At 67.7% G+C, this 8,084-nt stretch carries 5 protein-coding genes and 2 pseudogenes; 2 read left to right on the top strand and 5 right to left on the bottom strand.

Annotated elements, in window-relative coordinates; genetic code table 11:
• Positions 1 to 29 precede the first annotated feature (29 nt).
• Complete coding sequence (locus tag AC5P1B_RS29365; RefSeq protein ID WP_493890961.1) at positions 30 to 2,456, bottom strand: Orn/Lys/Arg family decarboxylase; 2,427 nt, start codon at positions 2,454 to 2,456, stop codon at positions 30 to 32.
• Positions 2,457 to 2,898: 442 nt separating this feature from the next.
• On the opposite strand from AC5P1B_RS29365, the gene AC5P1B_RS29370 reads away from it, so the two are divergent.
• Positions 2,899 to 3,309 (top strand): ATP-binding protein, encoded by a 411-nt coding sequence (locus AC5P1B_RS29370; RefSeq protein WP_493890962.1) that lies wholly within the window; start codon positions 2,899 to 2,901, stop codon positions 3,307 to 3,309.
• Positions 3,310 to 3,494: 185 nt separating this feature from the next.
• Here AC5P1B_RS29370 and AC5P1B_RS29375 read toward each other — a convergent pair.
• The 3 genes and pseudogenes from AC5P1B_RS29375 to AC5P1B_RS29385 form a co-directional block, all read right to left on the bottom strand.
• Positions 3,495 to 4,477: pseudogene (locus AC5P1B_RS29375) on the bottom strand (cation:proton antiporter domain-containing protein).
• 218 nt (positions 4,478 to 4,695) lie between these two features.
• The gene (locus AC5P1B_RS29380) at positions 4,696 to 5,418 is read right to left on the bottom strand and encodes a potassium channel family protein (RefSeq protein WP_493890963.1); all 723 of its coding nucleotides are present in this window, start codon (positions 5,416 to 5,418) and stop codon (positions 4,696 to 4,698) included.
• Positions 5,411 to 6,772, bottom strand: coding sequence for a TrkH family potassium uptake protein (locus tag AC5P1B_RS29385; RefSeq protein ID WP_493890964.1), 1,362 nt, complete (start codon positions 6,770 to 6,772; stop codon positions 5,411 to 5,413). Before AC5P1B_RS29385 ends, AC5P1B_RS29380 begins: the two co-directional genes overlap by 8 nt.
• A 425-nt stretch (positions 6,773 to 7,197) precedes the next feature.
• Here AC5P1B_RS29385 and AC5P1B_RS29390 point away from each other — a divergent pair, with 425 nt between their 5' ends.
• Positions 7,198 to 7,578, top strand: coding sequence for a ChaB family protein (locus tag AC5P1B_RS29390; RefSeq protein WP_493890977.1), 381 nt, complete (start codon positions 7,198 to 7,200; stop codon positions 7,576 to 7,578).
• 259 nt (positions 7,579 to 7,837) lie between these two features.
• On the opposite strand, the pseudogene AC5P1B_RS29395 reads toward AC5P1B_RS29390, so the two are convergent.
• Positions 7,838 to 8,084 (bottom strand): annotated as a pseudogene (locus AC5P1B_RS29395) (inositol phosphorylceramide synthase); the annotation flags it as partial.

Consider the following 8,084-nt stretch of genomic DNA (forward strand, 5'->3'; position numbering starts at 1 on the left):
ACTCCATTCCTCCGTACCGCCCGATGAGATCAGGGACGAGACCGCGGGGGACTGGACACGTCGGGGGCGTGCTCCTCTCGCGGATGTGGCGTAACGACTCGCTCCCGGGTGTCGGCGGAGCGCAGGCTCGCCTCCTGGTCCTGGCGGACGCATTCGATCAGGTAGTCGCCGGTGTCCGGGTCGATGGACACACCGTGCGTCTCGCTGCGGAATCCGGGGAACTCGCGGTCGAACGATTCCAGCGCGCCGAGGTAGCGCAGCAGCGGGCCGTCGAGAGTACCGGTGGACTCGCCCGGCATCAGGACCGGAATCCCGGGAGGAGTCACGGTGACCATGGCGGCGGCGACCCGCTCGGCCGCGGTGGCGATCCGCACGCGCTCGGTCCCGCCACGGACCAACTGCCGGTAGCACTGCTGTGGCGGGGCGACCGGCAAGGGCAATTCCTGGAAGGCCGCGTCCAGCAGCGCGACGAGATTCGCCGCACGCAGATGGTCGTGCATTCGCTGACACAGCGCTCTCAACGTCGTGTTGGCATATCGCAGAGGGTATTGCGCCACCAGTTCGGGCAGTACCCGGTCCAGCGGCGCCTCCGTGTCGTACATGGCCTTGAAGTCCATCAGGCCGTCCAGCAGCGTCCCCCATTTCCCCTTGGTGATGCCCATGGAAAACAGGATGAGCGCGGTATAGCTGTCCGTCTTCTCGACAACGATGTTCCGCGTGGCCAGGTAGGCGGTCAGAACGCGGGCCGGGATACCCCAGTCCCCGGTCTCGCCGACGGCGTTGATGCCGGGACAGGCGAGTGTCACCTTGATCGGGTCAAGGAGGCAGTATCCGTCGCTCAGGCCGTGAAAGCCGTGCCAGGCGGCTTCCGGTTCGAGCTGCCAGCAGGAGGCTTCCGTGCGGAGCAGCTCGGTTGGCGCGTCGGCGAAGGCGATGCGCTTGCCGGACGCCGGGTCGGTCACCGTCTCCGGCTGCCAGACGCCGAAGAACCACGGAGGCCGGTCACCGGCCTCGGCGATACGCCGCCCGGTGCGGACCACTGCCTGCCGGAAGCGAACCGCTTCGGTCACCGCCTCGTCGATCAGCCACTCTCCTTGCGGACCGTCCATCATCCCGGCGGCCACATCCAGCGAGGCGATGGCGGGATAGAACGGTGAAGTGGTGCCGTGCATCATGAACGCCTCGTTGAAACGCTCATGTTCCACCGGCGCCCTTGGCGCGGACTTGACGTGCACCATGGCGCTCTGCGAGAGGGCCGCCAGCAGCTTGTGGGTGGACTGGGTGGTGAACACCGTGGGTCGCTCGGGCGCGTCGAAGGTGTCCGGGCCCACGGACATCCCGTACCGGCGCGCGTAGAGCGGGTGGAACCGTGCGTACGCGAACCACGCTTCGTCGAAGTGGAGCCGCGGGGTGCTGGGCGCGAGTGCCCGTGCGACATCGACGGCGTCGTAACACATGCCGTCATACGTGGAGTTGGTGAGCACCGCGTACCGCGCCCGCGGGGAGACGGCGTGTTCCGTCAGGGGATGAGCGGAAATCCGGGATGCCACCGCCTCGGCGCTGAGCTCCGAGGGAGGAATGGGACCGGCCAGTCCGTAGCCGTTGCGAGTAGGCGCCAGATAGACCGGCCGGGCACCGGACAGGACCAGTCCGTGCAGGACCGACTTGTGGCAGTTGCGGTCCACCAGGGCGATCTCATCCTGGGTCACGCTGTAGTGCCCCACCATGCGGTCTGCCGTCGAGTCTCCGTGCAGGACGAAATAGGTCCGGTCCGCACCAAAGATGCGGGCGGCATTGCGCTCCGCCTCCCCGATCGGCCCGGTGTGTTCGAAGAGGGAGCCGAGCTCCTCGACCGAGATCGACAGATCACTGCGGAAGACCTGCTCTCCGAAATAGTCGAAGAAGGCCCTGCCGACCGGGGACTTCAGGAACGCCACGCCGCCTGAATGCGCTGGTGTGTGCCAGGAGTACTCATGCGAATCCCCAAAGTGGCGAAGTGCCTTGAAGAAGGGCGGAAGCATCGACTCGCGATACGAGTTGGCCGCACTGGTCACCCGTCCTGCGATGAAGGCCGGGGTGTCTTCCAGCGGCCACACGTAACCGACCACGCTCTCAGCGACCCAGAGAGGGAGCTGGTCAAGGTCCTCATCGGCGTCACCCGCCATCACGAGGAAGACAGGCAGGTCCTTGAAGCGCCGTGCGATCTGCCGCAATACGGCTGCGCTTCCCGACTCGTCCTTGTCTCCGCTGCCGGAGGGAAGGCTCCAGCTGACCACTACGGCCGCCACCCCGGCCTCCGTCAGCAGCACCGCTCGCGCGTCACTGCCGGTTCTCACCCAGCGCACGTCCAGACCATGCGCCTCCACGGCACTGCGGATACGCCGGAGTTGATCGGCTCCCGCCCCATCACCGTTCGGGTCTTCCTGTAAAGCAAAGAGAATCGTCCCACCAGCCATACGACCGTCTCCTCCAGAGGGGATGGGCTGAGGAGCTCAGTGTTCAGCCGCAGTAGCGGCCTGGCGGAGAGAAGAGGAGCTAAACCACCCAGTGGGAGTCCGGATCGGCAAGCTGTTCGACGGGTGAGAACGTGAGGGGCGCTCGCTTCGACGGCGATCCCGACACGGGCACGGGCCGGACGAGCCCAGCCGAGCGGCTGCGTGCCTCCGCCCCCTTCGCGGGCGGGTGTTTGCGGGCCAAGCCCCTGGTGGCTGCGCCCCCCGCGCGCGGAAGCGGTTCGCGGTTCGCGGCGAAATGATCGGGTAGCTGAATCCTCACAGGTGACTGCAGGGCTCGAAATGGCGGAGCTTTGCGAGCACGTCGCAGAAAAGGCGAAACGGGGCAGTTCCTCAAAAAGGGGAGCGGAATCCGGTTTTCCGCCATCGAGCATGGGAGAAACGCATGAGCCAGACGGACACCGTCAACCACCGAGCGCGTAGCCCTTTCGAGACCATAACCACCTGTGTACGCAGCAGCGCCCAAGCCAGACAGATCGCTCGTAGCTTTCTGTCCGCCTCTTCCTGCCCGCCTACTCAGGAGGCCACGGAAACGGTGTTGCTGGTGGTCTCCGAGCTGGTGACCAACGCCTTCCGGCACGCCGCGGGCGTCACCGGCTTCACCCTCAGCCGTTCCCGGAACCGACTCCATATCACCGTCAGCGACAACAGCTCCGCGCTGCCGCACGAACTCCCCCCTTCCCCGGCCAAGCCCGGGGGATTCGGCTGGTTCATCGTGCGCCACTTCGCCAGCGAAGTGGCCATCCACCTGGGCCCGGGCCCATCGAAAAGCATCCGAGTCACCCTTCCCGTATAAGCCGATACGGCGGGGCTTCCGTAGTCCTCGCGTACTGGAAGCCCCCCGCCAAAGTCGTCCTCGCGCGCGAGGGCTCGCGGTGCCGCGTTGAGGCGGCTTTCCCCTTGGCACTCGTGGCCGCTGTCGACCTCTACGACGTCGCCGCGCTCTGTCCCTGACGACGACAGGCGACCGCCACCGCCCCTTTACCCGCTGTCGCGCTCGTCGTCGCAACGGCCGGTGGGCTGGGCTGTCGCCATGCTCTCGGGTGAGGGCTTGTCGTGGGCGCCGAGGATGCCGGCGAGGTCGTCGACGTGGAAGATGCGAGCGATAGGCACATCGGTGCTGCTGTGGGCGACGATGGAGAAGGCGATACAGACGGCGATGAGGGTGTACGCCTGCTCACCCTGCGGGATGCCGGCCTGAAGAACGAGCAGTCCGTAGACGACCGACGCGAAGCCCTTCGGGCCGAACCACGCCGCGACCAGCTTCTCGCGGCGGTCGAAGCAAGTGCCCATGAGCGAGATCAGCAGCGACGCCGGGCGGATCACCACGATGGCCAGGAGCACCACGACGTAACCGCCGAACGAAAGGTCACCGAACAGCTCCGGGGTCAGCAATGCGCCGAAGACCAGCAGGGCAGCGAACTTCGCCAGCTCCGCGAGCGCCTCGCCCAGCGGTTCGAAGGCCGCCTTGGCCTCGGGGGACACGGCGGTGAGGACGGCCCCCGCGGAGAACGCCGCGAGGTAGGGGTTGGCGTGGGTGAGATGGCACAGGCCGTACAGAATGACCCCGATGGCCAGCGGAAGCAGCGGCTGGAGCTTGGGCTCCGCGCCCAGCAGGCGGAAGCGGATGAGCCAGTTGACGAACAGCGGCAGCAGGACGCCGAATGCCAGTCCCAGCCCCAGTTCCAGGCCGATCGTCCCCAGCGAGGCCTCAGCGTGGCCAATGGTCGGGCCGGCGGCCGCGATGAGGATCAGGACGACCGGGAGGGCCAGGCCGTCGTTGATGCCGCTCTCCACGTTCAGCAGTTGCCGCAGCTTCGCGGGGACTTCCTTGCGCCCCACGATCGCCGAAGCGAACCGCCGACGAGGAACAGCAGGGATGTGGAAAGAACGGTCCGGGCCGCGAGCCCGGAGAGCAGAACCGCTAGGAGCAGAACGGCACCGAAGACGGCGACGAGCACCATGAGAGAGATCCCCCGATCGGCAAAGACAACTGTCCCCTGATCGCCGACCAGGCTTCCCGGCACTCCGCAGCGGACTGTACGCGGTCTTTACGCGTTCCTGTCAGGCCCCTGGCGGGCATGCCCGGCGGAGGGGACCTGCCGGGACCCGGCAGCTTCCCTCCGGTTCGCCGTTCACGACCGTGGCTGCGCGGCTGGGGCGGTGGAGCGGGTTTCCCGTACTAGGTGAGATTGGTGAAGGCTTCGACGGCCTGGGTCTTGCCGGTGACGATGATGACGTCGCCTGCCTCGACGACGGTCTCGGCGGTGGCGTACGTGAAGTCTTGGTGGGGGCGTTTGATGCCGACGACCGTGACTCCGTACTTGCTGCGCACCTGGCTCTCGCCGAGCGGGACACCGGTGGCGATGGTGGGCGCGATGGTCTTGACCAGGGCGTAGTTGTCGTCGAACTCGATGAAGTCGAGCATGCGGCCGGTCACCAGGTGGGCGACACGCTCGCCCATCTCATGTTCGGGCAGGACGACGTGGTGGGCGCCGAGGCGCTCCAGGATCTGACCGTGCTGGCGGCTGATGGCCTTGGCCCAGATGTTGGGCACTCCTGCTTCGAGGAGGTTGGAGGTGACCAGGATGCTGGCCTCGATGTCCGTGCCGATACCGACGACCGCACTGGTGAATTCGTCGATACCGAGCTGGCGCAGTGCCTCGGGGTCGGTCGAGTCGGCGACGGCGGCATGGGTGAGGGAGTCGCTGTACTTCTGGACGAGGCGCGCGTCGGAGTCGATACCCAGGACGTCCCAGCCGCGGCGCATCAGCTCGTTGGCGAGGGAGCTGCCGAAGCGGCCCAGGCCGATGACGACGACGCGCTGGTCGCCCGTCGCGGGGTGCGGCCGGCCCCCACGGCGCTTGCGGCGGCCGCGGTGCAGAGAGTGCAGGTACTTACCCAATGACGGGTCGCTCCTCGGGTAGCTGGTAGCGGCGGGTTCTTTCGCGTAGGGCGAGTGCCGAGACGAGGGTGATCGGTCCGAGCCTGCCGACGAACATGAGCAGGGTGAGGATCAACTGGCCGGTCTCCGGTATACCGGCCGTGATGCCGGTGGACAGCCCGACGGTGGCGAACGCGGAGACGACTTCGAAGAGCACGGCTTCGAAGGGCTCGCGGCTGAGCGTCAGCAGGGCGAGCGTGGCGGTCATGACCAGGCCCACGCCGAGCAGTGCCACGGTCAGTGCCTGACGCAGGACGTGCGGGCCGAGCTTGCGGCCCAGCACGGCGGAGTCGGGCTCGCCCCGCACCTCGGCGACTATGGCCGCGGCCAGTACCGCGAACGTCGTCACTTTGATGCCACCGGCAGTGCCGGCGCTGCCGCCGCCGACGAACATCAGCATGCACGACAGCAGCAGGGTGGAGGCGTTCAGGGCGCCGACGTCCAGCGCGTTGAAGCCCGCTGTGCGGGTCATGGCCGAGTGGAAGAAGCCATTGAGGATCTTGTCCGGCCAGTCCATGGGGCCGAGGGTGCCGCGGTTGGTCCATTCGAGTACGCAGGTCAGGATGGTGCCGCTGCCGAGCAGAGCGGCTGTGGTGATCAGGGTGAGCTTGGTGTGCAGGGACCAGCCTCGACGCCCGGTGGTGCGCCGCCGGTTGCGGTGGCGCAGCAGTTCCAGCAGGACGGGGAAGCCGATGCCGCCCAGGATGACCGCCCCGGCGATGGGCAGGGTCACCCATGCGTCCTCGGCGTAGCGGGTGATGCTGTCCGTGTGGAGTCCGAAGCCGGCGTTGTTGAAGGCCGACACCGCGTGGAAGAAACCGAGATAGGCGGCGTCGCCGATGGAGTTGTCGTAGGAGAACCGCAAGCGCAGAGCGAGGATCGCGGCGACGGTCAGCTCCACGATCAGCGTTGTTCCGGCGACCCCGAGCAGGACACGGCGTACGTCACCGATCCCCAGGCTCTTGGTCTCGGCCTGCGCGGTGAGCTGCATCCGCAGTCGCAGCTTCCCGGAGACCAGCAGGGCGAGCAGCGAAGCCATGGTCATGATGCCGAAGCCGCCGAGCTGGATCAGCGCGAGAATGACGCCCTCACCGAAGCCGCTCCAGTACGTGCCCGTGTCCACCACGGCCAGGCCGGTGACGCACACCGCCGAGGTGGACGTGAACAGCGCGGGGACGAACCCCGTCGCGCCGCCACCCTCGGAAGCGAGCGGCAGGGACAGCAGCCCGGTCCCGAGCAGGACCACCCCCGCGAACGCCATCACGACGGTACGGGCAGGGTGCGTGGTGAACAGCGAATGCCACATTCCCGCCATTCGTCCTGCCACCTGTACGTGTCCCTTCGTCCTGTTCTCTTCCACGCGGAGTGGAGGCATCAGGGTCCTGTCAAGATCCCCGAAGCCGTCACTCTATCCGCGCCGGGTGACCCGGCCCGGTCCCTGCGGCTCTCCGGCGGGACGGGTCGTACGCACCGCACGGTCGCGTGCTGGACCGCTGGCCGGGCATGGCGGGCCGCGGTCTCGCCACGGCTGTCCGGCCATGTGCAAGCTGTCGCGTTCCACGCCGGAACCCAGCCCGCTTTCCCCCGGCCGCTGCGGAATAAGTGGCACACCCCGTGCGCGGGCTGGAGCGCTTGCTCCGCCGCGGGCCGGGCGCCGCCGTTACGGCGGCCCTGCGACGGGAACCCGGCCCACGGGAAGCCACGCCATGAGGAGGTGAGTCACATGCCGGACGACAGGAGCTGCCGTCCACCCTTGGGCGCTCCCCGAAGGATGCCCAGCGCACATGGATCAAGGCGCACGACTCCGCCGTCGAGGAGTACGGCGAGGGCGAGCGGGCACACCGGGTCGCCTACGGTGCGCTCAAGCACACGCACGAGAAGGTCGGCGACCACTGGGAGCGCAAGGAGGGCGGCCGCAAGGGCCCCTCGGACCCGCAGTCGGCCCGGCCCCGCCAGCAGGGCGGACGCAGCGGCGAGGGCATCGACGAGCAGGCCACGAAGGAGCATCTCTACGATCTCGCGCAGCGGCTGAACATCGACGGACGGTCACGGATGTCGAAGTCCGAGCTGCTCGACGCGGTCCGTAAGGCCAACCGCTCGCGCACGCGCGCGTCCCGTTGACGCTGACCTCGCCACGGCTTGAGGCTGCTGACTCTGCTGCGGCCCTCGTGGTACCAGCGGGCGTGTCCATGGCGAGGGCGCCGTGGGGACGCCGCGCGTCTTCACCCACTGGTACGCGCGGGCCGCAGGAACCACGTCCTCCAGCGGCAGGCCGATCTCTACGGACGGCGAACTGTGCCAGGAGGTTCTTCGCCCGCATCCGTTCGGCTTCCCGGCCCCACCCGGGAAGCGCTCAGCCCACACCCTGTCGCGACATGACTCACACCAGTTCGGGTTGCGGTTCGAGTCGCGGTTCCGGTTGCCGCGCTGGTGCGGCCTTCGATTCCCACAGCTTGGTGATCCGCGTATAGCTGTGAACCACTGAGGCCATCGCCAGAATAAGAACCGGTCCGAACACCCACGGATGTTCGGCCATCTCCATCGGCAGACAGCGATACGACACCAAGAGCGCGGCGAAGACCGTTGCGCCGTAGGTGACCAGCAGGATTCCTTGCCGGTCCCAGCCG

This window comes from Streptomyces sp. A01 (genome assembly GCF_059026195.1).

Excerpts from the sequence above, each read along its gene's own strand:
- AC5P1B_RS29365 (WP_493890961.1), bottom strand. The coding sequence starts at position 2,456 with ATGGCTGGTGGGACGATTCTCTTTGCTTTACAGGAAGACCCGAACGGT.
- AC5P1B_RS29370 (WP_493890962.1), top strand. The coding sequence starts at position 2,899 with ATGAGCCAGACGGACACCGTCAACCACCGAGCGCGTAGCCCTTTCGAG.
- AC5P1B_RS29385 (WP_493890964.1), bottom strand. The coding sequence starts at position 6,772 with ATGGCGGGAATGTGGCATTCGCTGTTCACCACGCACCCTGCCCGTACC.